Genomic DNA, 24,399 nt, shown 5'->3' with positions numbered 1-24,399 from the left:
CCTGTCGCGGACCCCGGGAACCCCGGGAACTCCGGGAACGACGGGAACGACGGGAATCAGCTCGCGGGCCCGGGACCGTCCGTCTTGGGGCCGTCCGTCTTGGGGGCGTCCAGTCCGTGCCGGGCCAGCAGCGGGGCGATGTCCGGGTCGCGTCCGACCACCGCACGGAAGGCTGCCATGGCGTCGACGCTGCCGCCCCGGGCGAGGAGTTCGCGGCGGAAGATCTCCCCGCTCTCACGGACCGGCCGCCCGTTCTCCCGGAACCACCGCACGGTGTCCGCGTCGAGCACCTCGGCCCAGCGGTAGCCGTAGTAGCCGGCCGCGTAGCCGTGGGCGAAGATGTGGTTGAAGTAGCCGGTGCGGTAGCGCGGCGGGATCGCCGCCGACGCCAGGCCCGCGCGCTCCAGTGCGGCCGCCTCGAACGCCTCGGCCTGGTCGGCGTCCGGCAGGCCGTCGTCCGCGGACAGCGAGTGCCAGGCCCAGTCCAGCACCGCGGCGGCCTGGTGCTCCACCATCCGGAAGCCCGCGCCGAAGGTCGTTGCCGCGCGCAGCCGGGCCGGCAGCTCGGCGGGCATCGGCTCGCCGGTGCGGTGGTGCCAGGCGTAGTGCGCGAGCACCTCGGGCCGTTCCGCCCACATCTCGTTGACCTGGGAGGGGAATTCCACGAAGTCCCGCGGCACCTGGGTACCGGACAGCAGCGGATACCGGACGTCCGAGAACAGCGCGTGCAGCGCATGCCCGAACTCGTGGAAGAGCGTGGTGACTTCGCTCCAGGTCATCAGCACCGGTTCGCCGGCCGGCGGTTTGGCGATGTTCAGGTTGTTCACGACCACCGGCCGCTGACCCAGCAGATGGGACTGGAGGATCAGCGAGTTCATCCAGGCGCCGCCCCGTTTGGACGGGCGGGAATGGAAGTCGCCGAGGAACAGGCCGAGCGGGCCGCCGTCCGCGTCGTGCACCTCGAAGACCCGGGCGTCCGGGTGGTACGCCACCAGGTCGGGCCGCTCGGTGAAGGTGATGCCGTAGACCAGTCCGGCGGCGTGGAACACCCCGTCGTGCAGTACGGTCTCCAGCTCCAGATAGGGCCGCAGGTCGGCCGCGTCGAGGTGGAAGCGCTCCTTGCGGACCCGTTCCGCGTAGTACTGCCAGTCGGCCGCGCGGATCTTCGGCACCCCGGCCGCCTCGGCCAGCGCCGCGGCCTCCCGTTCCGCATTGGCGAGGGCGGGCCCGGTCAGCCAGGCGAACATCTCCTCCACCGCGTCCGTGGTGCCGGCTGTCCGGTCGGCGACCTCCCAGGCGGCGTGGCTGGTATGGCCGAGCAGTGCGGCGCGTTCGGCGCGCAGCCGGGCCAGCGCCACGGCGACCGGGCCGTTGCTGTCGGTGCCGCGGCCCAGGGAGGCGGCGAGCAGCCGTTCCCGCAGCGCGGGGTCGTCCAGCGCGGCCAGCTCGGTCTGCTGGGTGAAGTTCTTCAGCACCAGCGCGAACCGGCCCTCGTGGCCCAGCGCCCGGGCGTTCTCCGCCGCGGCGGCGATCTGAGCCTCGGGGAGTCCGGACAGCTCCCCGGCGCTGTCCACGATCAGCGCCGCGGCGGCGGTGGCCGCCCGGACGTTCTGCTCGAACCGCGTGGACAGCGTCGCCAGCTCGCCGTTGATCTCCCGCAACCGGCGCTGCTGTACGGCCGTGAGCCGCGCGCCGGCCCGTACCCGGAGGGTGTGGTGGCGTTCCAGCAGCCGCAGTTGTTCCGGGTCCAGGCCGAGCTGCTCGCGCCGGGCGTACAGCGCGTCCAGGTGCGCGAACAGGCCGGGGTCGAGCAGCAGTGCGTCGTCGTGGGCGGCCAGCCGGGGCGCGATCTCCGCCTCCAGCGCCTCCATCTCGTCGTCGGTGTCCGCCCCGGCCTTGAGGTGGAACACCCGGCGCACCCGGTCCAGCAGCGTGCCGCTGCGTTCCAGTGCCTCCACGGTGTTCTCGAAGGTCGGCGGCCCGGTCCGGCCGGCGATCGCCGCGACCTCGTCCAGCTGCTCGGCCATGCCGCGTTCGAAGGCGGGCAGATAGTGATCGGTGCGGATCCGCGCGAAGGGCGGCAGCTCGTAGGGAAGATCACTCGGCTCGAAGAAGGGGTTCGACGTCACGGGTTTTGAGCCTACGCCGGGGGTGGCTCGGCCGGGGCCGTTCCCGGGAAGCGTCGGGGGTCCTTTCGTGGTGTCATCGAAGGGCGAGGCAAGCAACGCTCCTGAGACGGGAGGAATCATGGCCGGCAAGCTGCGAGCCCGAGAGATCATGACCGGCGGTGTGCGCTGTATCGGCGCGCACGAATCGCTGCAGGACGCGGCCAAGATGATGCGCGACCTGGAAGTCGGAGCCCTGCCCATCTGCGGTGACAACAACAAGCTCATGGGCATGATCACCGACCGCGACATCGTCATCACCTGCTGTGCCGAAGGCGTGGATCCGGCGACCGTGCAGGCCGGTTCGCTGGGCGGGGAACTGCACTGGATCGACGCCGACGCGGACGCCAACGAGGTCCTGCAGACCATGGAGAACCACCACATCAAGCGTCTGCCGGTGATCGACGTCGCCGGGGGCCACCGTCTGGTGGGCATGATCACCGAACAGAACCTGGCCAAGAACCTCAGCGACCGCCAGATCGCCGAGTTCGCCACCCGCGTGTACGCGACCGCCTGAGGGGAACGCCCTCGGCGCGGCCCGCACCCGTCCGCCCGCGGGCCCGGCCCCCGGCCGGGCATGCGGGCAGGCCGTCCGCGGCGCCACGGACGGCCTGCAATCCTCACCGTGCGTCAACCGGTAAGCCGGTGAGCCGGGTTGCCCGGATGATCCGGCACACCGGACCTCCAGGAATTCCCCAACGCCCTTCGGCGGCTACCGAATTCACTCGGTGGCGCCGGAGCGCGAGCGCGGTACGGCGAGCCGGGTCCCCGGGAAAATGAGGTCCGGATTCGCGCCGATCACCTTGTGATTGACCCGGTAGAATTCCTGCCAGCGGAATCCGTGGGCGGCGGCGATACTGCTCACCGTGTCGCCGGAATTGACGACGATCGGGCCGTGGTTGCTCCGGTGCCGAATGGCCTTGTACCGCTTTTCGTGGAAGTGCGGGTGGTGGACCCGGGCGCGGTCCGGCGCCTGGACGTGCCGCCGCGGTGCAAGGTGCGCGGTGCCGGACCGTGGAGTGGTGTGCCGGGCCGCCGAGTTGAGCCCCAGCCGGGCCGAGCAGGCGGGCCAGGCCCCCCAGCCCTGGCGCGCCAACACCCGTTCCGCCACCTGGATCTGCCGTGCCCGGCTGGCGTGCGCGGCGCGCGAGCCGTATGCCTGGCCGCCGAACGAGCGCCAGGTGCGGTGGGCGAGCTGCAGCCCTCCGGAGAATCCGTTGCCGGTGTCGATCCGCCAGTTCCCGCCGCTCTCGCACCCGGCCAGCCGGTCCCAGGTGCCGCCGGTCACCGCGTCCGCGGGCTGCTCCGCCGCTACGTTCAGCGCCCCGGCCGCCAGCAGGACGGCCGCCGCCGTGATGCCCCGGACCCCATTGCCCCGGAACTCACCCCGGGCGGTCGATTCCGATACCTGAGGAAATTCCATGCGTTGCTCCCCTCGCTCGCCGCGCAGTTTCCTGGCGGCTCTTCGGGACACCTGACGCCGTATCGGATTTCGCGGCCGAGTGCGGTGGTGCGGGGGTGCTCGTGCACTCGTCGGCGAATTCCCGGTGCGACGCCGTGAATTCGACGGGCAAGAGACAACCATGCGCCGAGTTCGGCCCGGGAGAGCGCGCGGTAGCGCCGCCGCGGCCCGCCCTGCCCCCTTGCCGCGGCGGGGCGGCCGTGCCTGCGAAGGGTGCACCGGCTGTGACCGGCGGGGGCGCATCCCCCGTGCCGTGGCGCATCCCTCCGGTGCTGCCGGCGATCACCCACCCGCTCCGGGGGGTGTCCGCCGAGCGCATCCGGGTCTCCTGGTGCATGCGCTGCGCAGGCACGCACGCACCGCGCACAGACCTCTGGCCAGTGCTACGGCTCGTCGGGCACCAGGGTGTGCGGGCCGCCACCCGCATCGCCAGTGAGCGCAGTGCTGCTGACGCACCGTCGCGTTCGGCGCGAACCCAACCCCCGGGTTTCGAACGCTAGTTACCGGTGATTAAACCTCGCGTCAATGTGGCATTGATCACGCCGCATGAACAAAAGCGCAGGTCGGGAGCACAGTGTGCAATTGATCGATCACTTTCTGCTGATTCTGTGCGAAGCCTGATTAACCCTGAGGCCCCCTCTCATCGGTGAGAGGGACAGGAACGGCTTTCCGTTCCGCCCCCCTCCGCAACGACGCGGAGCGGGGCTGCACCTCACAAGAAGGGAGGGCTCGTGGAGCACTTGCGGCACGAATGGCCCTGGTACGCGCTGGCACTGGTCGGCGCCTACCGGTTGACCGCCACAGGACTCGACGCCCTTGTCCGCCGCGTGGTCCGCGCCGCCTCGCAGGTCCGCGCGGAGCACCCGTACGCCCCCGCCCGTCCGTACGCCGGCCCGGCCCCGCGCGGCCCCCTCGGCCCGTACCGCCCGCGCCCCGGCGCGTTCCCGGACGTCACCCCGTCGCCACTGCGGCCCACGGCCGGCTCCCGCTGCGAGGAGAGCCGGTGAACGAGCACTCTCCCCTGGCCAGCCCCACCGATCTGCCACTGGACTTCGAGGTCTTCTTCCAGCGCGAGCAGAAGGCCCTCCTCGCCGTCGCCGCGTCCCGGCTCCGGGACCGCCGGGACGCCGAGGAGGCCACGCTGGAAGCCGGCCGCCGCATGTACGTCAAATGGGAACGCATCCTCGCCCACGTCAACCCCAAGGCCATGACCTACACGATCCTGCACGGCGTGATCTCCGACTTCTACCGCCGCGAGATCCGCAACAGCCGGGTCCAGCCCTACGCCGACCCGCCGGACACCGCCTACCTCCAGGAGCTGCGCAGTTGCGAACCGCTCGACCTCGCCCTGGACGCACTGGAGGCCACCGCGCCGCTGCAGGCCAACTCCGTGCGCCTGCGCCACCTCGCGGGCCTCTCCTACGAGCAGATCGCCGAGCGGCTCCACACCACCCCGGGCGCCGCCAAGGTCAGCACCAGCATCGGCCTGCAGCGGCTCAAAGAGATCATGACGAACGGTTCCTGCGGGACCGGAGAGGACGCGTGATGCCCGACGACCTGCTCGTGGACCTGCTGCGCCGGCAGGCCGAGGCCATCGGCCGGGAGTTCGCCGACCACGACCCGGTGGCCTTCACCCAGCGGCTGGCCGCCCGCATCGCCGACGGCACCGGACGGGAACCCGACCCGGTCACCCGCGGACCGGTCGGCGGCATCCGCCCCACCCCCGTACGCCCGGCCGCCGCCCGCGGACGCCGGCGCCGCCGCCCCACCCCCCTCCTCGACCCGGACGTCCCGCCCGCGGCCGTCCTCGCCGAGGCCCGGCGGCTGTGCCACATCGTGCTCCGCTCCAAGGACATCGACACCCTGGGCGCCTTCGCGGCCGACTACGACGCGGCCGGCGCACGCACCTTCGCCTGCCTCCTCTACACGCTCGACAAGTGGGACAGCGCCCTGTACTGGTGGCGGTTCGCGGCCGGCGCGGGCGACGAGCTCGCCGCCCACCTGCTGGCCGTGCACCACGCCGCGGTCGGCCGCAGCACCGACGCCCGGCTCTGGCGCGCCGTCGCCCGCATGATGGGCTTCGCGGCCGAACGGCACCTCCCGCTCCCGGTCCGCGGCACCACCGAACTCGCCCTGGGCTTCGCCCGCACCTGGGACCGCACGCTGCAGTCCTTCCTCCAGCACAACCACCTCCCGCGCGAACTCGCCGCCCACTGACCCCCGCCGGACCCACCGCCCGGCAGGCACACCATGCCTGCCGGGCCTCACCCATGCAGCGCAAAGACCGCTCACCACCGGGCTCCCCGGGTGATTCCGCCCCGAGGAGGGGTACGGGCAGGTCGGGACCGGCACGGCTCGCCACGCGCGCGACCAAGACCGCGCGGGCGGGCGAGCAAGGTCCCCGAGGCGAGCGATCAGGAGGAGCGGCGGACATGCACACCGAAGAGAGCGACCCCACCAGAGCGGTGGGCGGGTCCGGCACGGCGGGGCCGCCCGGTCGCGCCGGCCGAGCACCGCTGGCCGGCACCGTGGCGCTGGTCACCGGCGCCTCCAGCGGCATCGGCGCGGCCACCGCGCTGGCCCTGGCCCGCGAGGGCGCGTCCGTCGCACTGGTCGCCCGCCGCCGCGCACGGCTGACGGACCTCACCGCGACCCTCGACGAGCTGGGCGTTCCGTCCCTGGCGGTGGCCGCGGACCTGACCGACCCCGCCCTGCCGCAGCGCACCGTCGACGAGACCGTCGCCCGCTTCGGGCGGCTCGACATCCTCGTCAACAACGCGGGCTACGGCGCACGCAACCCCGTCGAGCAGAGCGATCCCGAGGACTGGGACCGGATGGTCGACCTCAACCTCCGGGCGGTGCTGCGGATGTCGCACGCCGCGCTCCCGCATCTGCTCCGCGCCGCGGCCGACGCCCCGCGCGGCGTCGCCGACCTGGTGACCGTCAGCTCGGTCGCCGGCCGGGTGCCCCGCAAGGACAACAGCGTCTACTCCGCCACCAAGCACGCGGTGTGCTCCTTCAGCGAAGCGCTGCGGCAGGAGGTGACCGGCCGCAGCGTCCGGGTCGGACTGGTCGAACCGGGCATGACCACCACGGAGATGACGCTCGGCAGCCAGGCCGCCGCGGCGCACGGAATGCCGCAGGAGAGCTGGCTGCGGGCCGAGGACATCGCCCGCTCCCTCACCTTCATGGTCACCCAGCCGGCCCATGTCGCGATCAACGAGATCACGGTCCGGCCGACCGCCCAGGAACGCTGATCCGCGGCACACCGGGCAGGGGTGCTGCGTTGAGCCGGGGGAGGGGCGCACACCGAGCCGGGCAGGGGCGCACGCCGACATGCCGGGCGGCCGGGGGAGGGCTACCGTCGGGGCCGTGCGACTCCTGCTCCTCTCCGACACCCATCTGCCCAAGCGCGCCAAGGTCCTGCCGCCCCAGCTGCTCGACGAGGTACCGCGCGCCGATGCCGTCCTCCATGCCGGGGACTGGGTCGACACCGCCACCCTGGACCTGCTCCAGGCCCGCGCCCGGCGGCTGATCGGGGTGTACGGCAACAACGACGGCCCCGAACTGCGCGCCCGGCTGCCCGAGGTGGCGCACGCCGACCTGGCGGGCCTGCGGTTCGGCGTGGTGCACGAGACCGGCCCCGCCCAGGGCCGGGAGCGCCGCTGCGCCGCCCGCTTCCCCGACCTCGACGTCCTGGTCTTCGGGCACAGCCACATCCCCTGGGACTCGGTCGCCGACGGCCGGCTGCGCCTGCTCAACCCCGGCTCCCCGACCGACCGCCGACGCCAGCCGTACTGCACGTACATGACCGTGGAGATCGCGTCCGGCCGGCTGACCGGGGTCGACTTGCACCGCCTGCCCCCGCGTACCTGAGCCCCGCCGGAGGCGCGCCAGGGGCGCTTGGGACCCGTACCTCGGGACCCGTAGGGGAGGGTCGAACAGATCCCGTAAGGGTTGCGAGCGCCCCTTGCAGGGCCTCAACTCGACGGGCAGGGAAGGTATTCCCGACACCCACCCGCCCTCACGACGCGAGGGACACCCGGGAGGACGACGCCCACCCCCACGGGCCGCCCGCCCCCACCTCAGTACCCGAGCAGCCCCCGCACGTACGCCGCCTGTCCCGCGTGCTGCAGACCGTCGGCGATCACGCTGACGAGGCGGACGCCCATGGTGACCGACGGGGTCCAGGACCGGTCGACGACGCGCTTCAGGTCCTTGTCGGCGATGCCGGCCAGATACTGCACCGTGGTGTCGTGGACGACCTCGTGATAGCCGGTGAGCAGCTCCTCGCCGATGTCCTTCACCGCCGCCACCTCCTTGCGGGAATGGCCGTAACCGGTGTCATCGGCCGGGAACGGCAGGCCGAAGCGCTCGTACCAGCCGTCCGACGTCCACAGCTGCTCGGTGCCGGCCACCCCGGCCAGGTGATCGTCCTGGATCCGGGTCAGATGCCAGACCAGCCAGCCGATCGAGTTGGCGTCGTCCTCGGGACGGGTGCTGAGCTCGTCCGGACCGAGTCCGGTGACCGCCTCCTCGACGGCCTCCCGGATACGGCCGAAGGCATCGACGAGCAGGTCCGTGCTGGCGGTCATGACAGCCTCCTTGGCGGCGACACGGTTCCCCCGCGGCGCGCCCATCGTCGCAAGCCCGGCGCACGAATCGTGGGAGGCCGGTCCGTCCCCTCACCACCCCGGAGGCCACCGGCGGCCGGATCCGGCGTATCCGATATTCCGGGTCGGTCACGGCCGCAACCACCAGGTGGGGCAAACAGTCCTACCGGGCATGAAAAGACGATTCTCGCTGCGCATACCCCGGCGCATCCCGCGGCGGTCCGGTGCCGGACGCCGGGCCGCCGCCGCGCTCGCCCTCACCACGCTGACCGTTCCGCTGACCGTCGCCCTCGGCTCCCCGGCCCAGGCCGCCTCCGCGGCCTCGGCCTGCACCGCCTCCCGCGGCCCCTACCAGAAGCAGGCCGAGCGGTTCCTCGGACTGCCCGTGGACGGCCGGCAGTCGGCCGCCGACTGCCGCGCGATCCGGGCCTTCCAGACCAGCCACGGCATCACCCCGAACATCGGTTACGCCGGGCCCGTCACCTGGGGCGTGATGAAGCTGGTCACCCAGCAGCGGGCGGCCGGCCACCACCCCAACAAGGCGCACCACTGCCCGACCACCAAGGGCCGCATCGCCTGCGTCGACCTCACCCGCCAGCTCAGCTGGATCCAGGACGGCTCCCGGCTGGTCTACGGGCCGGTGCCGATCCGCAGCGGCCGGGACGGGTACGAGACCCGCACCGGCGCCAAGAAGATCTACTGGCGCCATCTGCACCACGTCTCGACGCTGTACCACGTGGCCATGCCGTACAGCCAGTTCTTCGACGGCGGCCAGGCCTTCCACTCCATCAGCGGCAGCGTCTGGTCGGCCCCCGGCTCGCACGGCTGCGTCAACATGCGCAGCGGCGACGCCGCGAAGTACTGGTCCCTGCTGCGGACCGGCGACGACGTCCACGTCTACGGACGCAAGCCCGGCACCTGACGGGCCGGGCGGTGGGGCCGGGTGACGGCGCCGGGAGACGGCCGGGGGGTGCGGCGCCGCGGAACGGACCGTCGCCCCCGGCCGCCCGCTCAGTCGGTGGCCAGCAGCGTGTACAGCGCCATCGGCGTCACATAGCCGGACCAGCGGCCGTCCGCGAAGAGGTGCACCCCGCCGTCCTGGTAGCACTGGTCGACGAGCTGGGAGCAGATCATGTGCCGGGTGCTGGCGACATAGCGGCGCAGGCCCGGTACGGGAACGTGGAACCGGTGCGTGGCGATCGCGAGGTAGTCGAGGAAGCTGTAGGGCACGCCGACATAGCGCGTGGCGGCCCGGCAGATGGCCGAGCGCTGCTGTCCGGTGAGCCCTTCCGGGCAGACGTAAAGCACCTCGGCGTCGTCGTACCAGGTGAGTGGCCGGATGCGCGCCCCGCCCGGCTCGGCCTCCAGCAGCCGGTCGTCGGGCAGGACCAGGAAGGCGTGTTCGTAGTCGGCGAAGCCGTCGCCGTTGATCCACTGGCCGAAGCGGATCAGCCGGCCGGTCACGCCGTTGATGCGGGTGAGCCCGATGTCGCCGGGCTGGGGGTGGGTGTGCTTCATGAGCGGCTCCCGGGAGCGCGGAAGGGTGAGGCGCGAAGGGGGAGAAGGAGAGAAAGGGGGAGGTGCGGAGAAGCGCCGCGGAGAAGTGACGCGGAGAAGTGGCGCGGAGAAGTGGTGCGGAGAGGTGATACCCGCTGTGCGTGCCTGTGCACCCTGGGTCAAGGGGGGAAATCCGGCCAGGCCGGTACCGGTGTCGGACCGGTCCTGACGTCATGTCACCTACGGTGCTACGCCCGGGGCCGCCGGTCCGCCGCCGCTTCCCCGATGGCCGTGAGGATGTCGAGGGCCCACCGGGCGGGTGGTGGGTCGTCGAGCAGCGCCGCCAGGCGGCCGAGGTGGGCGGTGCGTTCGCCGGGCGTCATGGTCAGCGACCGGTGCAGCGTGTCGACGAGGTCCTGCGGTGAGCGCGGGTCGGTGAGCAGTGCCGCGGTGCCCAGTTGGGCGGCCGCGCCGGTGTGCCGGGAGAGGATGAGGGTCCCGGGGCGACCGGTCGCGGCGTGGCTGGCGATGAACTCCTTCGCGGTGAGGTTCATCCCGTCCTGGAGAGAGGTCACCCAGAACACCTCCGCCGCGAGGTACTGGTCGACCACCTCGGCGAACGGCAGGGCCCGCGGCAGATAGTCGACCGGCCGCCAACTCCCGTTGTTCCAGCGGCCGTTGACCTCCTCGATGGCGCGTTCCAGGGCCGCCCTGGTGGTGTCGTGGATCCGGATCCCCGGCTCCGGCGGCGGGCACACCAGCCGGAACACCAACCTGCCGCGCAGTGACGGTCGTCGGGTGAGCAGTGCGTCGATCGCCCGGACCTTCTCCAGCGGGGCCTTGGCATAGTCGAGCCGTTCCACCGACAGGATCAGGACCGGCCCGCCGCGGGCCGCCCCGGCGCGGACGCTGCGCGCGCGGGCCAGCTCTTCGACGGCCAGGCGGTCGATGCCCAGCGGATGCACACCCGTACGGGGGATCGACGCGGCGCCGGCCAGCACCTGCCGGAAGTGGCCGGCGAACGCCTCGGTGTGGAACCCGGCCCAGTTCAGGCAGGCGAGGGACTCGCGCAGCTGCCCCGCCGTCGGCAGCCGGCCGAAGGCGTCCGCCGGGGGAAAGGGCGTGTGGTGGAACAGTCCCAGCCGCAGGTCCGGGCGCGCGGCGCGCAGCATGCCGGGCACCAGCCACAGGTTGTAGTCGTGCAGCCAGACCGTGGCGTCACGGGCCGCATGGGCGCTGAGGTGGTCGGCGAAGCGGGCGTTGAACCGTTCGTAGTGACGCCAGGCCGAGGCGCTGTACCGCATCCGGCCGGGCTGCGACATCAGCACCGGCCACAGCGTCTCCTTGCAGGCGCGGTGGAAGTACTGCGTCCACTGCGCGCCGTCCACCGGCAGGAACGCCAGCGGAAGCCCGGTGCGGTGCGGACGGCCGGGCTCCGGAGCGGCGTGCGGGGCGGTGCCGTCCTCGACCAGCGCGGTGGCCCACACCCCGTCCGGCCCGCCGGCGCCGAACAGGCCCTGCAGGGTGGGCAGTACGCCGTTGGGGCTCACCGGCCGCCGCCACCGCCCGTCGGCCCAGCGCACCGGCGGCCGGTGGTACCCCACCACCACGGCGTGCGTGCGCTCGATCCAGCCCAGGCCCTCCAGGGCGGCGAGGATGCCGGCCGCACCGGCCCGGTCCGGCCGGTACACCTCGGCGCGGTCCGCGATCCGCTTCCGCAGGGCCGGTTCCGCCTCGCTCATCAGGACGCCGTGGGCGCCGAGTTCGAACAGCGACAGGTCGTTGAGCGAGTCGCCCGCCACCAGCACCGACTGCATGGACCACTGGAGTTTGCGGGCGAGCAGGGCGAGCGCCCGGCCCTTGCTCGCCGGGGCGGGCAGCACATCGAAGTAGCGCCCCGCCGAGTACGTCCATCCGCAGCCCAACTCCCTTACTGCGGCGGTGATGTCGTCGGTGAGCCGCCCGGGTCGCAGGAAGAACGAGCAGCGGCCCTCCTGGACCACCCCTTCCTGGTACTCCAGCTCCGGGAACCGCGCCATCCGCTCACGCACCCGCCGGTGTCCCGGCCAGCCTTCGCGCAGCTGGTTCTGCACCACGTCGACGCGGCTCCGGTCCGATCCGTCGATCACGCTCGCCCCGACGTCGGCGATGATCCACCGGGGCCGGGGGACCAGCGGGTCCCGGTCCAGGATCCGCTCGACCGACGCCAGTGAGCGGCCGGTGGCGAACACCACGGTCACCTCGGGGTGCCGGTCCAGCGCCGCCCGCAGCCGCCGGCGGTCCGCGCGGTCCCCGCCGAGCAGGGTGCCGTCCAGGTCGGTGACGAGCACCTTCGGCGCGGGGGCGGGCCGCTCGTCCGGTCGCAGCGATGTCATGGTGCCCCCGTTGTCCTCGGATGCCGTGGGTGGCGGAACGCGGAAGACGCTCAGCCGTGGTGTGTGCGGGTGCGCCCGGTCATCCGGGGAGACGCGCGAGCCAGCGCTCCAGGCCCGCCGGGTCCGGTGCGGCGGCCGAACCCGCGGCCGTGACGGCCGCCGCGCCGCAGGCGACACCGGCGGCCAGGCACTCGGCGAGCGTCCCGCCCGCCAGCCGCCGGTGCACGAAGCCCACGTTGAAGCAGTCTCCCGCGCCCGTGGTGTCCACGACCTCCACCGGCACCGACGGCTGCACGAGCCGTACACCGTGCTCGGCGGCCAGGGCGCCCGCGGCGTCCTGCTTGACCACGACCGTGCGCACGAGCCCGGCCAGCACCTCGACCGCGTCCGCCACGGAACCGGCCCCCGTCACCCGCAGCGCCTCCGCCGCGTTGGGGGCGAACACGGCCACCCTGCCGAGCACCTTCGCCACCTCCGGTACCTCCACCGTGCCCGCGAAGTCCTGGCAGTCCATGAACACCTCCGCCCCGACGCGGTCGGCAACGTCCAGCGCCGCGGACACCTCGGCCCCGTACTGGAGATGCGGCAGCATCACCAGCGCCGGCCGGTGGATCTCGATCAGCTCGGCCAACGGGCGGACGGCGACCGGGTCCTCGTAGGACACCATGGCGCGGTCGTCCGGCCGGGACAGCGCGACCGTCACCCTGCGCACGGGACCCGGATGGTGCCGGAAGCCCCGCTCGTCCAGGCCCTCGTGGCGCGCGGCGGCCAGCACCTCCCGGCTGAACGGGTCGGTACCGAAGTCCGTCGCCCAGACGACCTCCCGGCCCAGCCGCCGCAGCCCCATGGCGAGGGTGTACGCCCCGCCGGGCGCCGTACCGAAGCCGTCGGCCCACACTTCCTTCCCGTACGCGACGGGTTCCGCCGGCTCCCGGAACACCAGATCCACCGAGTAGGACCCGGCCACCAGCACCCGGCCGTCCACCGCGCCACGCCCATGCCTCATGGCGGGACTGTAGGCAGCCACGTAGCGCAACAAACCTGCTGCGAAGGTGAATTGGCCGAAATGGTGGTCTTACCCGGCCGGCGCGGCCCGAAGTGCGGTCTTGGGAGACGGCCTTGGGTCATGCCCGCCGGTGTGCGGCGCGGCCCTCGTCGGTGAGGGTCAGCGCGGGGAGCGCGCCGCGACGGGTCCACCGAGGACCGCGCCGCCGGGACCCGCCTGCTGACCCGCTTCGTCCGCGACTTCGAGGCCACCACTACGGGTACCTGACCTGCGGCCGTGCGCGGCCGCCCCCGCGGCGAACCGTGCCGGCGTCGTGCCCATGTGCCGGGTGAAGTGCCGGTTCAGATGGGCCTGGTCGTGGAAGCCGACCGCCGCCGCGACCGCGGCCGGCCGCCGGCCGTCGAGCAGCAGCCGGCGCGCCCACTCGATCCGCTTCCCGGTCAGATAGGTGTGCGGCGGCAGCCCGTAGGTCCGCTTGAAGCAGCGGATCAGATGCGTCGGGTGGGCGTGCAGGGTGGCGGCGGCCTCCTGCAGCGAGAGGCCGGCGCTGACGCGCGCGTCGAGCAGCTCCCGCAACTCGGCGGCCAGCCGGCTTCCCTCGCGGCCGGGCGTGCGCGGCCGCCAGGTGGCGAGGTGTCCGTGCAGCCGCTCCCGTATGAACGCCAGCCGGGACTCGGCCTCGAACGTGTCGCCGGTGGCATCCAGGGCCGTGTGCAGTTGGTGGATGCGCCGGCGCAGCAGGGCGTCGTCGAGCAGGGGCCGGTCCACCGCGCGGCCGGTCAGCCGCTCGGGCAGCACGGACGTGTCGAGGTAGAGCACCCGCTTGCGGAAGCCGCCCGCGGTGACCGTCCGGCCGTCGTGGGGGACACCGGGAGGCAGCAGGACGACCGTCCCCGTGCCGGTCGCGCCATGACGGTCGCGGTCGAGCGCGAAGTCGACCGTTCCGTCGTCGAGGATCATCAGGTCCCAGGTGTCATGGGTGTGCGACGGGTAGGCGTGGTCGGTGAAGTGGGCATGCAGGACCTCGGAGATGCCCGGCACGGCGGGCCGCCAGGCCGTGACCGAGGTACGGGGCGGGACGACCGGCGTGCGGGGCCGGGATGCGGACGGGGGCCGCTCGGCAGTCATGTCAGGAACGTACAAGACCGGGGGGCGCGCTGTCCGCGAGGCTGTCACCAGCCCGGATGCGAACGGTCCGGGCCGACGTACGGTAAGGAAGGACCGGTATGCCCCAGGCTCCCGTCGCGATCAATCTCGCGGACAAACTCGCGCAGTTCTCCGACCTGTGGTCGCAGAAGAAGGTGGCCGGCCTCAATGACTACGAGGTCAAACTCGCCAAGCTGAAGGGGGAGTTCGTCTGGCACACCCATGAGGACACCGACGAGCTGTTCCTGGTGATCAGCGGCCGGCTCACCATCCAGCTGCGGGACGGCGATGTGGTCCTCGGTCCCGGCGAGCTGTTCGTGGTGCCCCGCGGCATCGAGCACTGCCCGGTGGCGGACGAGGAGACCGCGGTCCTGCTGCTCGAACCGGCCGGCACGCCCAACACCGGTGACGCCGGAGGCCCGAGGACGAAGGCGCCCGAGGTCCTGGACTAGCGGAGCCGCCGGCCGCCTCCGGTCGCGGTGCCGCCTCCCGTCGTCCGGGAGGCGGCACCGGCGCCGGCGTCAGTGCTGCACGACGAACGCCCGGCCGTGCTTGCTGCCGGCCGCGCACGACGACTTCTCGGCGGCCGTCATCTTGCGGGTCTTGACCGTCACCGCGTTGCTCTGCCCGTCCGTCCCGTTGGTCGCGGGACCGGTGACGGTGTCCGGCACGAACCAGTAGTAGTGGCCCCACTTCGGGCTGTCGTAGTGCGTCTGCCAGGTGCCGGAGACCGTCTGCATGACCTGCGCGCGGGAGATCCAGCCGACCTCACCGGGCTTGACGGTCATGCTGAGGGAGCTGTTCTCGGTGTGCGAGCTGGACCAGGTGTGGCTGTACGTCGCGGTGACGCTCAGGTCGATCAGACCGGCGATCTTGCCGCCGGCGGTCACCGAGACGCCCGCGGAGTCCGTCGAACCCACCGTGTCCGACCAGCCCATCGACTGGGTGGCGTCCGACGTGCTGCAGTTGTAGAGCGAGTCGGAGACCTGGTGGAAGTCCCCGAGGTACGCCTTGCCGAGCACCGGCTCGTTGAAGCTGCACTTCCCCTCGCCGGAGGCGCAGTCCGCCATGAGCTGCTCACGCGTCGGCTCGTCCGCCGCGACGGCCGGTGCGGCCATCGCGGTCACCAGTCCCAGCGCCACCGCGGACAGCACCGCTCCGCGGCCCGCCGACCGTATGCCGCCGCTCGTCCACCGGCTCGTCCCCCGGGTCATCGTGGTCATCCTGCGCTCGCTCCTCGTGTCTCTTCCCCCGTGTCCATCGCTGTTGCAGTTGAGACTGGAGTGAAAAGTGATTCAACTACACCAAGAATTCGTAAAGTTGTAGTTGATGATGCAACAGAGCGTTTAAAGGGGTTCCGAAGTGCCCGCGCCCCTGAGGACCGTGCGGACTGCTTGGGACACGAAGTCCTGGTCCAGCGGTAGTTGGCGCAGTGTCAGGCGGAACCACGCGGCGCCGGCCAGCAGATCCACCAAGAGCGTGGGGTCGGCGTCCGCCGCGAGTTCGCCGCGGGCGACCGCCCGGTCGAAGACCGGCAGCTCGCGGGCGAGCCGGTCGGCGAAGAACTCCCTTATGTGGCCCGCGAGTTCGGGGCTGTGGGTGACGGCGCCCAGCGTCGCCACCGCGATGTCGCAGGACGGCGGTGCGGTCAGGAGGGTGACGATCGCTCCCAGCAGGGCCTCCAGATCGCCCTGGAGGCTCCCCGTGTCGGGCAGGTCGAAGTCGAGCCGCCGCGCCCCGATGAGCGCGGCACCCAGGAGGGCCCCCTTGGACGGCCACCAGCGGTAGATCGTGGTCTTGTTGACGCCGGACCGCTGGGCGACGCCCTCGATGGTCAGCCCCTCGTACCCGTGCGCCGCGAGCAGGTCCAGCGTCGCGTCGAAGATCTCCTGCGCCTTCCGCGGCCCCCCGGTCCGCCGCCCGCCGGGATGCCCGCCCGGCTCACCCCGTCCGGTCCGCCGCTCCGGTCCGCCCTGCTGCCCACTTCCGTTCATGGCGGAAGCTTAGCAGCGAAAAACAACGCAACGTTGCGTTGCATTTCCTGCTAGCGTGCCGGCCATGACACCACCACTCTCAGAAGCCGGGCTGCCTCTCGTCTTCGTCCACGGCATGCGCGTGAGCGGCACGATGTGGCACCCCGTGATCGACGCCCTCGGCTCCCGCCATCCCGCGCTCGCGCCCGACCTGCCGGGTCACGGCTCCCGGCGCGGCGAACCGTTCACCCTGTCCGGCGCCGTGGCGGCGGTCGCCGACGCCATCGACGAGCTCGGCGGCCGGGCGATGCTCATCGGCCTGTCCCTGGGCGGCTATGTCGCGACGGCCACCGCCGCCCGCCACCCGGAACGGGTCAGTGGACTTGTGGCGATGGGCTGCACCGCCGTACCCCGCGGAATGCTCCGCACCGCCTACCGCCGAGCGGCGCGCCTCGGGGGCAGGCACCCAGAGGCGGCCAACCGGCTGAGCGCCTACGCGTTCCGCCGTGCGCTGCCCGCCCCGCTGGCCGAGGCCATGGTCGCCGGCGGTCTGAGCAGCGAGTTGATGCCGAGCGTCATCGAGACCGTCTGCGGGATGGACCCGGTGTCCCTGCTCGCGGCCTACCCGGGCCCGGTCTGGCTGGTGAACGGCGCCCGCGATCAGCTCCGCCGCGACGAGCGCCGCTTCCTGGCGGCATGCCGGGACGGCCGCCTCGTCGTCCGGCCGCGCTGCGGACACCTCTCCGTCCTGTCCGACACGGCCGCCGTCACGCGCCAGATCCTCGACGCCGCCACGGTCGTGGCCGCCCGCACCCACGCCCCCACCACCGCAGACGGCACTGTGCGGGAAGGAGCCGGACGATGACCGCACGTGAATGGACCGTCGAGGAGTCCCTGGAGTGCGCCGCCCCGCCGCATGTCCTCCACCGGGCCGTTTCGGACCTCCGGCGGATGAAGGAGTGGAGTCCGGAGGTCATCGGGGTGTGGCGGCGCGGTGACCGGTTCGTGGGGTTCAACCGCCGGGCCGGCTGGGTGTGGTTCACCCACTGCCGGATCGTCGTCGACGAGCCCGGCCGGGAGTACGCCTTCGACGTGGCCACCTTCGGCCTACCGGTGGCCCGTTGGGGCTACCGCTTCGCCCCGACGGCGGACGGCGGCGGAACCCGGGTCACCGAGTACTGGGTCGACCACCGGCGCGGTGGATGGCGGGCCCGGATCGCCGAAACGCTCGGGCTGCTCTTCACCGGCACCCCGGCCGGACAGCGCGCCACACGCAACCGCGCCGGTATGCGGGCCACGCTGCGACGACTGTGCGCGGCCTGTGAACTCCCGTGATCCGGTACCCGGTTCAGGCCCGCGCGCGGGCCGTCAAACCGCCCCGGCCCGGGTGGCCACCACGAGCCGGCACCGGGGGCTGCCGTCCGGGCGCCGGCCGAGCTCCGGCAGGGCGTGCAACCGCACGGTGAAGCCGGCGCGGGTCAGCTCCGCACGGACGTCACTCAGCCGGAACGGCCGGTAGTACATGACGAACGGCGGGTGCCACAGCGCGTTGCGGACCCGCATCGCCGCGTCGAAGGCCGCCAGCATCCAGTACGCCGCCGACCCGGGCCGGGACGGCGCCGCGATCGGGAACGCGAACCGGCCGCCCGGCCGCAAGACGGAGTGGACCTGCGCGAACAGCCCGGGGCGCTCGGCCGGCAGGAAGTGCCCGAACGCCCCGAAGCTCACCACGAGGTCGAAGACCGGCCCGAACGGCAGGGCCCGCGCATCCGCGCGTACCCACTCCTGCTGAGGCGGCCGGGCGGTCACCGTCTCCCGGGCGCGGCCCACCGCCAGCATCCCCGCGCTGATGTCGACCCCGGTCACCCGCTCCCGGCACACCTGGCGCAGGACGTCCATGCCCGCGCCCGTACCGCAGCACAGATCGAGGCCGCTGCCGAACGGGCCGAGCTCCCGCAGCGCCCGCGACACCGGAGCCAGCACCGACTCCGGCGTACGGAACGGCGTGTGGTCGAACTTCGGGGCGAGCAGGTCATAGCCGTGCTCGACGGACGACAGTGCCTGCACGGCGAGTTCACGGAACGTGGGACCTTCGGGTGCGAACATCCGCCTCAGCATAGGTCGGTCCACGGTCGAAAGGGGGCGGGCCGGCCGGCCTCACAGCCCGAGTAGCTGGATGAGGGCGGCGCCGAGTCCGCCCACGCCCAGGGCGAAGGCGGCGCAGCCCAGACCACCGTCCCGCCACCGGAACGGCCGGTCCAGCGCGAAGCGGCCCGGTCCGATCGCCGCGATGGAGAGTGCGGCGGCGCCGAGGCAGAGCGGGTACTCGATGCCGCCGTCGGTCGTCCAGAGCCCGTGGGGCACGCCGAGGACCATCGCGTTGATCATCACGCCGATGACGGCGGCCGCGGCGAGCGGGGTGAACAGACCGGCCGCGAGTCCGAGGCCGCCGAGGAATTCGGAGGCTCCGGCCAGACCCGCGTAGAACCTGCCCGGGTGGAAGCCGAGGGCGGCGAACGCCCGGCCGGTTCCGCCGAGGCCGTAGCCGTCGTAGAAGCCGAAGAGTTTCTGGGCGCCGTGGCCGGCCATGAGCAGGCCGACGGTCAGGCGCAGGAGGAGCAGACCGAGGTCCGCGCCGAGCGGGGGAGAGCGAAGGGCGTCGGGCCGGGCCTGCACGTCCGGCCGCCGCTCAGCGAGCAGTCTCATGATGGTGTCGATTCCGGCACCGGCGCGTCGGATGCCGCGGTGTCGAACACCGGCGCCGGTGCGCTCACAGTGGGGAACGTCGAGAGGGTGGAGCCACGTCGGTCTGTGCCGACCTTCGAGTGCTGTGTCCATGGGGGCCGGAGCGGGTTCGGGCCCGGGCCCTCTACGGCCGATGGTGCTACGCCCGGCAGCCCCTGCCTAGAGGCTCAGGAAATTTTCCTTTCCTTTTCAAGGGCGCGCACCCGACCCGGCGCCGCGGCCCCGGGATCGAGGCCCAGCCGTGCGTCGAGCCAGTCGAAGACGCGCTGCTCGAAGCGGGCCCGGCCCATCGGTTCGCAGTGCAGGTGGGCGCCTTCGGCCGCCGTGAAGCGGATCAGTTCCTTGGGGCCCGGCAGGGCGTCGTGGAGGCGTGCCGACGCGCCGGGCCAGAAGTGCTCACCCTCGGGGTCCGTGATGAGCAGCGGGGTGGTGATCCGGTGGGCCACCGGCAGCACCGTGTACCGGGAGACCTCGGTGAGCAGGTCGAAGGGCGAGGTGATGCCGTACGGTTTGGCCCGCCAGCGCCACCTGGCGGCCAGCTCGGGGAACTCCGCCATGGCCTCGCCCAGGATGCGGTCGAAGCTCTCGCGGTCACCGGATTCCCACAGTGCGCGCAGGTCAGGACCCAGCTGCGGCCACCAGCTCGCCACCACCTCGACGACCCCGGGGTCGGCGACCGCGGCGGCGATACGGTGCTCGAACGCGAGCGCGCGGGGCACCCAGTAACCGGCCTGGCTGATCCCGGCGAGGACCAGCCGCCCGGCGTCGACGTCGGCGCGTGCGGTCAGGAAGTCGACGACCGGCGTGATGACCCGCTCCCAGTCGGGGCGGAAGGTGACCCCGTGCTCGAACAGCAGGGACTGCTGGCCGGGCCCGTCGAACAGCAGGGCGCGGTACCCGCGCTCCACCGCGGGCGCGCCGAGCAGCGTCCAGGCGGCCGAGACCGGGCCGTCGCTGCCGTTGTTGACGATCACCGTCGGCAGCGCTCCCGTACGGTCCGGCGGGCCGAAGAGGTAGCCGGGCAGCGTGCGGTCCTCGTACGGGATCGCGACGCGCTCGGCCGGCGGTTCCCCGGCTGCCGCGAAGCGGTCGAAGCAGGTGCGGTGCTCCGCGAAGAGCTCGCGGAGCCGGGCCTCGGGGTCCGGGCAGGCATCGACGGCCACCAGTGCCATGCCGAAGTAGCCGGCCGCCCGGAGGTACGCGTCCCGTGCGCTGACCGCCCGGCCTCGGGCGGCGCACTCCTCGGCCCGTGCGCGGACCGTACGGCCGAGACCGCCCCAGGCCCGTACCCAGGACTGCCCGTCGCTCCGGGTGAGGGTCGCGGCGGTGGCCAGCACCTCACCCACGTCCGCACCCCGCCGCCATGCCGAGCCCAGCGCGAGCAGGATCTCGTAGTTGAACTGGTCGTTCGCGCTGAAGCGGTACGCCATGGGGCTTCTCCCGTTACGGTGCGCGGCCCTCGTCCCCCCAGCCTAGGAGCGGCCACCGCACCGCGCCCGGCGCCGCCCGTCGCGTAGCGATCACGGCACCCTGCGCGACTTCGCCCCGCGGGCGCCGGCCTGGCATGATCGCGGGCATGGCTGAACGCGTGATTGCCGCCTGTGACGGCGCCTCCAAAGGAAACCCCGGGCCGGCGGGCTGGGCCTGGGTCCTCGCCGATGCCGGCGAGGCCGTGGTCCGCTGGGAGGCCGGTCCGCTGGGCACCGCCACCAACAACGTCGCGGAGCTCACGGCGCTGGAACGCCTGCTCTCGGCCACCGACCCGGCCGTGCCGATGGAGATCCGGATGGACTCCCAGTACGCGATGAAGGCCGTCACCACCTGGCTGCCCGGCTGGAAGCGCAAGGGCTGGAAGACCGCCTCCGGCAAGCCCGTCGCCAACCAGGAACTCGTCGTCCGCATCGACGAACTGCTCGCCGGCCGCACGGTGGAATTCCGCTACGTCCCCGCGCACCAGGTGGACGGCGACCGGCTCAACGACTTCGCCGACCGCGCCGCCAGCCAGGCCGCGACCGTCCAGGAAGCCGCCGGCAGCGCCCTCGGATCGCCGGAGCCACCGGCCGCGCCGGACACCGCCCGGCCGGCCGGCACCCGCCGCCGCGCCACCACCGGGCCCACCGCGAAAACGGCCGCCGCGCCGCGCCGCCGCACGGCCGGGAGCGCCGGGCGCACGCTCAACGCCAAGTTCCCGGGCCGCTGCCGCTGCGGGCGCTCCTACGCGGCCGGCGAACCCATCGCGAAGAACCCGGACGGCTGGGGGCACCCGGACTGCCGCGACGGGGTCGCAGCGACCGCGGACTGACCCTGCCGCCCTCGGCAGGACTCCGGTGGACGAACCAGGGCAGGAAGAACTGCGTCGTCGGGCCGACCGCGAGCGCGTACAGCACGGTGCCGGCACCGACACTCCCGCCGAGCAGCCGGCCCACGACCAGCACACCGATCTCGATCAGCGTCCGGACCAGCCGCAGTGAACGCCCGGTGGCGGCGGACGCGCCGGTCATCAGCCCGTCCCGGGGGCCCGGGCCGCACCGCGCGCCGACGTAGACGGCGATGGCGAACGCGTTGAGGAGAACGCCGCCGGCGAGCAGGCCGATCCGGGCGGGGAGTCCGAGGTGCTGGGGGAGGAGCCGGAGCCCGAGGTCGGACGAGCCCGCCAGGACCACGATGTTGGCGAAGGTGCCGAACGCGGGCCGCTGCCGCAGGGGGATCCACAGGAGCAGCACGAGCGCCCCCACGAGGCCGGTGAGGGTGCCGAAGCTCAGGCCGGTGCGCTGCGCCAGCCCCTCGTTCAGCACGCTCCAGGGACTGAGACCCAGCCCGGCCCGCACCATCAGCGCGAGGCTGCCCCCGTAGAGGGCGAGGCCGACGAACAGTTGCGGCAGCCGCCGCAACGGGCGCTCGGTGAGCGGGAGGTGGCTGAGCGGGGTAGGGGCGGGAGCCGTGGCCTCCCGAGGGCGAGGCTCCGGGTCCGTAGGGGTGATGTCCTGCCGCATGGGCGTGCCTGCCTCCTGCCGTGCCGTACGGCTGTCTCCCCGTACGGCGTCACATCCGTCGTCATAGGTGCCTGTCAGGCCCGCTCTCCAGGCCAATGCGGCCACTCTGTACAGTGATTGGCCCGGTTGACACGGCCAATTTCAGGAGAATGGTGTGGTGGACGCAGCTCCGTCCCGGCCCGCGGACCGGGCGCCCCGTCCGGGCAGGGCGGTGGGGGCCCGGCAGCTCGCCGCATTGCTGCCCGACCCGGCGGGCACCCGGCCCGCCTACCGTCATCTCGCCCAGGCCATCGGCACGTTGATCCTCGACGGCCGCCTCGCCCTGCACACCAAGCTCCCCGCCGAACGGGAACTGGCCGTCGCGCTCGGCACGAGCCGGACCACCATCACCGCCGTGTACGACCTGCTGCGCGAGAGTGGCTACGCGCACAGCCGACAGGGCTCCGGCACCTGGACCGACCTGCCCGAGGGCCGCACCCCGCGCGGCGTTTCACGGCTCATCGGCCCGCAGGACACCGCGATCGACCTGGCCAGGGCCGCCCCCGGCCTGCCGGAACGGACGCTCGTCGACGCCCTCACCCGGGTCGCCCCGCAGCTGGCCGAGCACGCCCCCACCCCCGGCTACCACCCCTACGGCCTGCCGGACCTGCGCGCCGCCGTCGCCGAGCGCTTCACCCGGCGCGGCCTGCCCACCCTGCCCGAACAGATCCTGGTGACCTCCGGCGCCCAGCACGCCCTGACCCTCGTCATCGGACTGCTCTGCCGGCCCGGCGACCGGGTCATGGTGGAGAACCCGTCCTACCCGAACGCCCTCGACGCCCTGCGCCGCGCCCAGCTCCGTACCGTGTCGGTCCCGGTGACCGACGAGGGCTGGGACATCGAGATCATCGAGTCCACCCTGCGCCAGGTCGTGCCCCAACTCGCCTATCTGATACCGGACTTCCACAATCCGACCGGCCTTCTCATGCCCGAGCAGGAACGCGTCCGCACCCTGCGCGCGGCCGGACGGTCCGGCACCTGGCTGGTCGTCGACGAGACCCTGGCCGACCTCGCCCTCGACGTCCCCGCCCCGCCGCCGTTCGCCGCGCACGCCGCTGCCGGGGGGACCGGACAGGTCATCACCATCGGCTCGATGAGCAAGACCCACTGGGGCGGTCTGCGCATCGGCTGGCTGCGGGCCCCCGCCCGGCTGGTCACCGAACTCGCCGGCCAGCGCGTCGCCACCGACATGGGCGGCTCTGTCGTGGACCAGCTGCTGGCGCTGACCCTGCTGGCCCAGGCCGAGGACCTGCTGCCGCCCCGCCTGGACCAGCTGCGCCGGCAACGCGCCGCCCTCGCCGCGGCGCTGGCCGAACACCTACCGCAGTGGACCTGGCGGCTGCCGCCCGGCGGGCTGTCGCTCTGGGCCGACCTGGGCGAGCCGGTCGCCTCGGCGCTCGCGGAACGGGCGCTGGAGCACGGCGTACGGATCGAGAGCGGTGCCTACTTCGCCACCGACCCGGGCATCTTCGAACAGCGCCTGCGCATTCCGTACACCATGCCGGCGGACACCCTGCGCGAGGCGGTGCGGCGTATGGCCACCGCCCTCGCCGACGACCTCACGGTCCGGTCCGCCGCCTCTCGGCCCCACTGGGTGGCGTGAGGGCCGCCGCGGTGGCGCTCACGAAGGCCGCCGGATTGTCGAGCATGATGTTGTGGCCGCAGTCCGGGACGGCCACGACCTGCACCCCCGCCCGGACGAGGGCGTCGGCGCCGGGGAGCGGACCGTCGGCCTCCGGCAGCAGGTAGGTGCGCGGGACCGCCAGCTTCAGCAGAAGCTCCCGCATGGTCGGCGAGGTGCCGCGGACGAGGTGGGTGGCACTGCGGTGCAGCGCCTCCCGGCCGGCCAGGCGCATGGTGGACCACCAGTGCGGCCCGGCCCGCTCGCCGACCTCCGCCCAGCCGCGGGAGAGGAACTCCTCCTCGGAGTACGCGGCGATACCCCGGCTGCCGCCCGTTCCGGGCGCCGGCGTGAGGGGATCGAGGTTGGCGTCGACGAGCACCAGGCGGGACACCAGCCGCGGATGCCGGGCGGCCAGCACGATGGCCACCGAACCGCCCATGCTGTGCGCGATCAGCTCGGCACCGGCCGCCCCGGCCGACTCCAGGGCGGCGGCCAGGGCATCGGCGTGCGCTTCCAGGGTGTAGTCGAAGTCCGTGGGGCGGTCGCTGATGCCGTGCCCGAGCAGATCGACGAGCAGGGAGCGGCGGCCGGCCAACTGGGGGTGCACCGCCACCTCGGTGAAGTACGGGAGCGACGCGGCGCCCAGCCCGTGCACATACACCCGGCAGGGCTCGGCCCCCGGCAGCTCCACCCACCGCATCCGGTCGCCCCCGGGCGTCACCACGGCACTGTGCACAACCTGCTCCCCTCGCAGCGTTTCT

Annotated in this window: 25 protein-coding genes and 1 pseudogene; 12 read left to right on the top strand and 14 right to left on the bottom strand. The window is 73.0% G+C overall.

Translation table 11 applies throughout. The features are described from left to right. Positions 1-56 precede the first annotated feature (56 nt). Positions 57-2,129 carry a M3 family metallopeptidase gene (locus tag ACGF4C_RS10200; RefSeq protein WP_393564936.1) on the bottom strand — a complete coding sequence of 691 codons (2,073 nt, stop codon included), beginning with the start codon at positions 2,127-2,129 and terminating at the stop codon, positions 57-59. A gap of 118 nt (positions 2,130-2,247) precedes the next feature. On the opposite strand from ACGF4C_RS10200, the gene ACGF4C_RS10195 reads away from it, so the two are divergent. Further along, a complete protein-coding gene (locus ACGF4C_RS10195) occupies positions 2,248-2,682 on the top strand; it encodes a CBS domain-containing protein (protein ID WP_030411793.1) in 435 nt (144 codons plus the stop codon). A gap of 204 nt (positions 2,683-2,886) precedes the next feature. Here ACGF4C_RS10195 and ACGF4C_RS10190 read toward each other — a convergent pair whose 3' ends face one another. Continuing rightward, a complete protein-coding gene (locus tag ACGF4C_RS10190) occupies positions 2,887-3,588 on the bottom strand; it encodes a transglycosylase family protein (protein WP_393564934.1) in 702 nt (233 codons plus the stop codon). Between the two features lie 770 nt (positions 3,589-4,358). Between ACGF4C_RS10190 and ACGF4C_RS10185 the strand changes: the two genes are divergently transcribed. The 5 genes from ACGF4C_RS10185 (at position 4,359) to ACGF4C_RS10165 (ending at position 7,503) form a co-directional block, all read left to right on the top strand. Then, positions 4,359-4,634 carry a hypothetical protein gene (locus ACGF4C_RS10185; protein WP_393564933.1) on the top strand — a complete coding sequence of 92 codons (276 nt, stop codon included), beginning with the start codon at positions 4,359-4,361 and terminating at the stop codon, positions 4,632-4,634. Then, complete coding sequence (locus tag ACGF4C_RS10180) at positions 4,631-5,173, top strand: RNA polymerase sigma factor (protein WP_051823151.1); 543 nt, start codon at positions 4,631-4,633, stop codon at positions 5,171-5,173. Before ACGF4C_RS10185 ends, ACGF4C_RS10180 begins: the two co-directional genes overlap by 4 nt. Further along, complete coding sequence (locus ACGF4C_RS10175) at positions 5,173-5,844, top strand: hypothetical protein (RefSeq protein WP_393564931.1); 672 nt, start codon at positions 5,173-5,175, stop codon at positions 5,842-5,844. The genes ACGF4C_RS10180 and ACGF4C_RS10175 overlap by 1 nt, the downstream gene beginning before the upstream one ends. A 215-nt stretch (positions 5,845-6,059) precedes the next feature. Beyond that, complete coding sequence (locus tag ACGF4C_RS10170) at positions 6,060-6,884, top strand: SDR family oxidoreductase (protein ID WP_393564929.1); 825 nt, start codon at positions 6,060-6,062, stop codon at positions 6,882-6,884. Between the two features lie 115 nt (positions 6,885-6,999). Then, positions 7,000-7,503, top strand: coding sequence for a metallophosphoesterase family protein (locus ACGF4C_RS10165; RefSeq protein ID WP_393564928.1), 504 nt, complete (start codon positions 7,000-7,002; stop codon positions 7,501-7,503). Between the two features lie 209 nt (positions 7,504-7,712). Here ACGF4C_RS10165 and ACGF4C_RS10160 read toward each other — a convergent pair whose 3' ends face one another. Further along, complete coding sequence (locus tag ACGF4C_RS10160) at positions 7,713-8,222, bottom strand: DUF664 domain-containing protein (RefSeq protein ID WP_030411800.1); 510 nt, start codon at positions 8,220-8,222, stop codon at positions 7,713-7,715. A gap of 190 nt (positions 8,223-8,412) precedes the next feature. On the opposite strand from ACGF4C_RS10160, the gene ACGF4C_RS10155 reads away from it, so the two are divergent. Next, positions 8,413-9,162, top strand: a complete 750-nt coding sequence (locus tag ACGF4C_RS10155) for a L,D-transpeptidase family protein (protein WP_393564926.1) — start codon at positions 8,413-8,415, stop codon at positions 9,160-9,162. Between the two features lie 89 nt (positions 9,163-9,251). Here ACGF4C_RS10155 and ACGF4C_RS10150 read toward each other — a convergent pair whose 3' ends face one another. From ACGF4C_RS10150 to ACGF4C_RS10135, 4 genes are all read right to left on the bottom strand, one after another. After that, positions 9,252-9,758 carry a hypothetical protein gene (locus ACGF4C_RS10150; protein WP_393564924.1) on the bottom strand — a complete coding sequence of 169 codons (507 nt, stop codon included), beginning with the start codon at positions 9,756-9,758 and terminating at the stop codon, positions 9,252-9,254. Between the two features lie 227 nt (positions 9,759-9,985). After that, positions 9,986-12,112 carry a trehalose-6-phosphate synthase gene (locus tag ACGF4C_RS10145; protein WP_393564922.1) on the bottom strand — a complete coding sequence of 709 codons (2,127 nt, stop codon included), beginning with the start codon at positions 12,110-12,112 and terminating at the stop codon, positions 9,986-9,988. A 79-nt stretch (positions 12,113-12,191) separates the two neighbouring features. Further along, positions 12,192-13,118: a carbohydrate kinase family protein gene (locus ACGF4C_RS10140; protein WP_393564920.1), complete on the bottom strand. Its 927-nt coding sequence runs from the start codon at positions 13,116-13,118 to the stop codon at positions 12,192-12,194. Positions 13,119-13,277: 159 nt separating this feature from the next. Further along, positions 13,278-14,246, bottom strand: a complete 969-nt coding sequence (locus tag ACGF4C_RS10135) for a helix-turn-helix domain-containing protein (RefSeq protein WP_393564918.1) — start codon at positions 14,244-14,246, stop codon at positions 13,278-13,280. 98 nt (positions 14,247-14,344) lie between these two features. On the opposite strand from ACGF4C_RS10135, the gene ACGF4C_RS10130 reads away from it, so the two are divergent. Further along, on the top strand, positions 14,345-14,716 hold the full coding sequence (locus tag ACGF4C_RS10130) for a cupin domain-containing protein (protein WP_393564917.1): 372 nt from the start codon (positions 14,345-14,347) through the stop codon (positions 14,714-14,716). Between the two features lie 69 nt (positions 14,717-14,785). Here the strand turns inward: ACGF4C_RS10130 and ACGF4C_RS10125 are convergent, their stop codons facing one another. Both ACGF4C_RS10125 and ACGF4C_RS10120 read right to left on the bottom strand, forming a co-directional pair. Continuing rightward, positions 14,786-15,487, bottom strand: coding sequence for a hypothetical protein (locus tag ACGF4C_RS10125; RefSeq protein ID WP_393564916.1), 702 nt, complete (start codon positions 15,485-15,487; stop codon positions 14,786-14,788). 123 nt (positions 15,488-15,610) lie between these two features. Continuing rightward, positions 15,611-16,258 carry a TetR/AcrR family transcriptional regulator gene (locus ACGF4C_RS10120; RefSeq protein WP_393564914.1) on the bottom strand — a complete coding sequence of 216 codons (648 nt, stop codon included), beginning with the start codon at positions 16,256-16,258 and terminating at the stop codon, positions 15,611-15,613. 64 nt (positions 16,259-16,322) lie between these two features. Between ACGF4C_RS10120 and ACGF4C_RS10115 the strand changes: the two genes are divergently transcribed. Continuing rightward, positions 16,323-17,102, top strand: a complete 780-nt coding sequence (locus ACGF4C_RS10115; RefSeq protein ID WP_393564912.1) for an alpha/beta fold hydrolase — start codon at positions 16,323-16,325, stop codon at positions 17,100-17,102. After that, positions 17,099-17,572, top strand: coding sequence for an SRPBCC family protein (locus ACGF4C_RS10110; RefSeq protein WP_393564910.1), 474 nt, complete (start codon positions 17,099-17,101; stop codon positions 17,570-17,572). Before ACGF4C_RS10115 ends, ACGF4C_RS10110 begins: the two co-directional genes overlap by 4 nt. 33 nt (positions 17,573-17,605) lie before the next feature. On the opposite strand, the gene ACGF4C_RS10105 is transcribed toward ACGF4C_RS10110, so the two are convergent. The 3 genes from ACGF4C_RS10105 to ACGF4C_RS10095 all read right to left on the bottom strand — a co-directional run bounded on the left by ACGF4C_RS10105 (position 17,606) and on the right by ACGF4C_RS10095 (position 20,412). Beyond that, the gene (locus ACGF4C_RS10105; protein ID WP_393564908.1) at positions 17,606-18,343 is read right to left on the bottom strand and encodes a class I SAM-dependent methyltransferase; all 738 of its coding nucleotides are present in this window, start codon (positions 18,341-18,343) and stop codon (positions 17,606-17,608) included. 51 nt (positions 18,344-18,394) lie between these two features. After that, positions 18,395-18,943: a DoxX family protein gene (locus ACGF4C_RS10100; protein WP_393564907.1), complete on the bottom strand. Its 549-nt coding sequence runs from the start codon at positions 18,941-18,943 to the stop codon at positions 18,395-18,397. 206 nt (positions 18,944-19,149) lie between these two features. Then, the gene (locus tag ACGF4C_RS10095) at positions 19,150-20,412 is read right to left on the bottom strand and encodes an alpha/beta hydrolase family protein (protein WP_393564905.1); all 1,263 of its coding nucleotides are present in this window, start codon (positions 20,410-20,412) and stop codon (positions 19,150-19,152) included. 134 nt (positions 20,413-20,546) lie between these two features. On the opposite strand from ACGF4C_RS10095, the gene ACGF4C_RS10090 reads away from it, so the two are divergent. Further along, a complete protein-coding gene (locus ACGF4C_RS10090) occupies positions 20,547-21,284 on the top strand; it encodes a ribonuclease H (RefSeq protein WP_393564904.1) in 738 nt (245 codons plus the stop codon). Here the strand turns inward: ACGF4C_RS10090 and ACGF4C_RS10085 are convergent. Beyond that, a pseudogene (locus tag ACGF4C_RS10085) lies at positions 21,256-21,975 on the bottom strand (YitT family protein); the annotation flags it as partial. The gene ACGF4C_RS10090 and the pseudogene ACGF4C_RS10085 sit on opposite strands and share 29 nt — an antisense overlap. A gap of 154 nt (positions 21,976-22,129) precedes the next feature. Here ACGF4C_RS10085 and ACGF4C_RS10080 point away from each other — a divergent pair. Beyond that, the gene (locus ACGF4C_RS10080; RefSeq protein WP_393564903.1) at positions 22,130-23,617 is read left to right on the top strand and encodes a PLP-dependent aminotransferase family protein; all 1,488 of its coding nucleotides are present in this window, start codon (positions 22,130-22,132) and stop codon (positions 23,615-23,617) included. Here the strand turns inward: ACGF4C_RS10080 and ACGF4C_RS10075 are convergent. Continuing rightward, positions 23,574-24,374 (bottom strand): alpha/beta fold hydrolase, encoded by an 801-nt coding sequence (locus ACGF4C_RS10075; protein ID WP_393564901.1) that lies wholly within the window; start codon positions 24,372-24,374, stop codon positions 23,574-23,576. The genes ACGF4C_RS10080 and ACGF4C_RS10075 overlap by 44 nt on opposite strands. Positions 24,375-24,399 lie beyond the last annotated feature (25 nt).

The sequence above is a fragment of the Streptomyces sp. NPDC048197 genome (genome assembly GCF_043202395.1).
Taxonomy (GTDB): domain Bacteria; phylum Actinomycetota; class Actinomycetes; order Streptomycetales; family Streptomycetaceae; genus Streptomyces; species Streptomyces siderophoricus.
Note: the sequence above shows the minus strand (reverse complement) of the source record. Positions and strands in the feature narration are given on the sequence as shown.

What these genes read in the sequence shown, in the direction of transcription:
- ACGF4C_RS10195 (WP_030411793.1), top strand. Translation starts at nt 2,248, where the DNA reads ATGGCCGGCAAGCTGCGAGCCCGAGAGATCATGACCGGCGGTGTGCGC.
- ACGF4C_RS10190 (WP_393564934.1), bottom strand. Translation starts at nt 3,588, where the DNA reads ATGGAATTTCCTCAGGTATCGGAATCGACCGCCCGGGGTGAGTTCCGG.
- ACGF4C_RS10175 (WP_393564931.1), top strand. Translation starts at nt 5,173, where the DNA reads ATGCCCGACGACCTGCTCGTGGACCTGCTGCGCCGGCAGGCCGAGGCC.
- ACGF4C_RS10170 (WP_393564929.1), top strand. Translation starts at nt 6,060, where the DNA reads ATGCACACCGAAGAGAGCGACCCCACCAGAGCGGTGGGCGGGTCCGGC.
- ACGF4C_RS10160 (WP_030411800.1), bottom strand. Translation starts at nt 8,222, where the DNA reads ATGACCGCCAGCACGGACCTGCTCGTCGATGCCTTCGGCCGTATCCGG.
- ACGF4C_RS10155 (WP_393564926.1), top strand. Translation starts at nt 8,413, where the DNA reads ATGAAAAGACGATTCTCGCTGCGCATACCCCGGCGCATCCCGCGGCGG.
- ACGF4C_RS10150 (WP_393564924.1), bottom strand. Translation starts at nt 9,758, where the DNA reads ATGAAGCACACCCACCCCCAGCCCGGCGACATCGGGCTCACCCGCATC.
- ACGF4C_RS10145 (WP_393564922.1), bottom strand. Translation starts at nt 12,112, where the DNA reads ATGACATCGCTGCGACCGGACGAGCGGCCCGCCCCCGCGCCGAAGGTG.
- ACGF4C_RS10140 (WP_393564920.1), bottom strand. Translation starts at nt 13,118, where the DNA reads ATGAGGCATGGGCGTGGCGCGGTGGACGGCCGGGTGCTGGTGGCCGGG.
- ACGF4C_RS10135 (WP_393564918.1), bottom strand. Translation starts at nt 14,246, where the DNA reads ATGACTGCCGAGCGGCCCCCGTCCGCATCCCGGCCCCGCACGCCGGTC.
- ACGF4C_RS10130 (WP_393564917.1), top strand. Translation starts at nt 14,345, where the DNA reads ATGCCCCAGGCTCCCGTCGCGATCAATCTCGCGGACAAACTCGCGCAG.
- ACGF4C_RS10125 (WP_393564916.1), bottom strand. Translation starts at nt 15,487, where the DNA reads ATGACCACGATGACCCGGGGGACGAGCCGGTGGACGAGCGGCGGCATA.
- ACGF4C_RS10120 (WP_393564914.1), bottom strand. Translation starts at nt 16,258, where the DNA reads ATGAACGGAAGTGGGCAGCAGGGCGGACCGGAGCGGCGGACCGGACGG.
- ACGF4C_RS10115 (WP_393564912.1), top strand. Translation starts at nt 16,323, where the DNA reads ATGACACCACCACTCTCAGAAGCCGGGCTGCCTCTCGTCTTCGTCCAC.
- ACGF4C_RS10110 (WP_393564910.1), top strand. Translation starts at nt 17,099, where the DNA reads ATGACCGCACGTGAATGGACCGTCGAGGAGTCCCTGGAGTGCGCCGCC.
- ACGF4C_RS10105 (WP_393564908.1), bottom strand. Translation starts at nt 18,343, where the DNA reads ATGTTCGCACCCGAAGGTCCCACGTTCCGTGAACTCGCCGTGCAGGCA.
- ACGF4C_RS10100 (WP_393564907.1), bottom strand. Translation starts at nt 18,943, where the DNA reads ATGAGACTGCTCGCTGAGCGGCGGCCGGACGTGCAGGCCCGGCCCGAC.
- ACGF4C_RS10095 (WP_393564905.1), bottom strand. Translation starts at nt 20,412, where the DNA reads ATGGCGTACCGCTTCAGCGCGAACGACCAGTTCAACTACGAGATCCTG.
- ACGF4C_RS10090 (WP_393564904.1), top strand. Translation starts at nt 20,547, where the DNA reads ATGATCGCGGGCATGGCTGAACGCGTGATTGCCGCCTGTGACGGCGCC.